General features: G+C 63.6%; 1 protein-coding gene. It reads right to left on the bottom strand.

From position 1 onward, the window contains the following. Window positions 1-16: 16 nt before the first annotated feature. Window positions 17-874, bottom strand: coding sequence for a LysR family transcriptional regulator (locus AC1D17_RS29105; RefSeq protein WP_477568658.1), 858 nt, complete (start codon window positions 872-874; stop codon window positions 17-19). Between the last annotated feature and the right edge of the window lie 107 nt (window positions 875-981).

Genomic DNA, 981 nt, shown 5'->3' with positions numbered 1-981 from the left:
TGCCAATGATGGCAGTTCAGCGTGTGAGACCGCAGAAGGCGATGAGCCGTTCCGCAAGGTCGAGCGTGGCAGCGGCGGCGGCGTCACGATAAAACAGGGCCAGTTCGAAATCCTCGACCGGCGGCAGCCTCTCGGCGCTCCCCAGGACGCGGTGCGAGGGTAGGCGGCAGCTTGCCGGCAGCAGGCTGAGGCCAAGGCCGGCGGCGGAAGCCGCGGCAAGCGCGGCGAGACCGGCACTGCTATAGCTGACGCGCCAGCGGATGCCGAGACTGTCGAGCGTCTGACACAACTCCTCGCGGTAGAGGCCGTTCACCGGGAAAACGGCGAGTGGCACCGGCGATTGTTCGATTGCCGGATGTTCCTGGCTGTCGAGCCAAAGCAATGGCTCCGGCCTGCTGGCACGCGGCAGATGCACGCGGTGCTGCTTGACGAGGACCAGATCCAGCTCCTCCGCAAGATAGCCCTGGTGCAGGTCGAAGCTGAGCCCGCTGGTGACGTCGAGCCGGAGATGCGGATGCTCGCGCTTGAAGGCCGCCAGCAGATCGACGGTCGGCACGGTGAAATCCTCGGGCATGCCGAGCCGAAGGACACCGTCGCGCCAGGGACCGGTCAGCGCGTCGTGCGCCTCCTCGTTGAGCGCGATGATGCGGCGCGCATAGCTCAGAAGCTTGATACCCTCTTCGGTAAGCCGAACCTCATGCGAGGTGCGTGCGAAGAGCGTCCTGCCCAGGAGCTCCTCCAGCCGGCGGACTTGCTGACTGACCGTTGACTGCGAAAGCGAGACCCGGTCGGCAGCGCGGGTAAAGCTGCTGGTTTCGCAGACCGCCACGAAGCTGATCAGAAGCTGCGGACCGAACATCGGATAGCGATTCATTCTTCTGCCATGCACATTTAGTGTCTCGATCCGACAATTGCCTCCCACAGAAATTACTCGGCCCTCCCCCGAGCAAGTCCCGTTCTATAACGGCCAATATACCATTT

The sequence above is a fragment of the Pararhizobium sp. P1_E7 genome (genome assembly GCF_056405855.1).
This window is presented reverse-complemented; position numbering and strand designations above follow the sequence as displayed.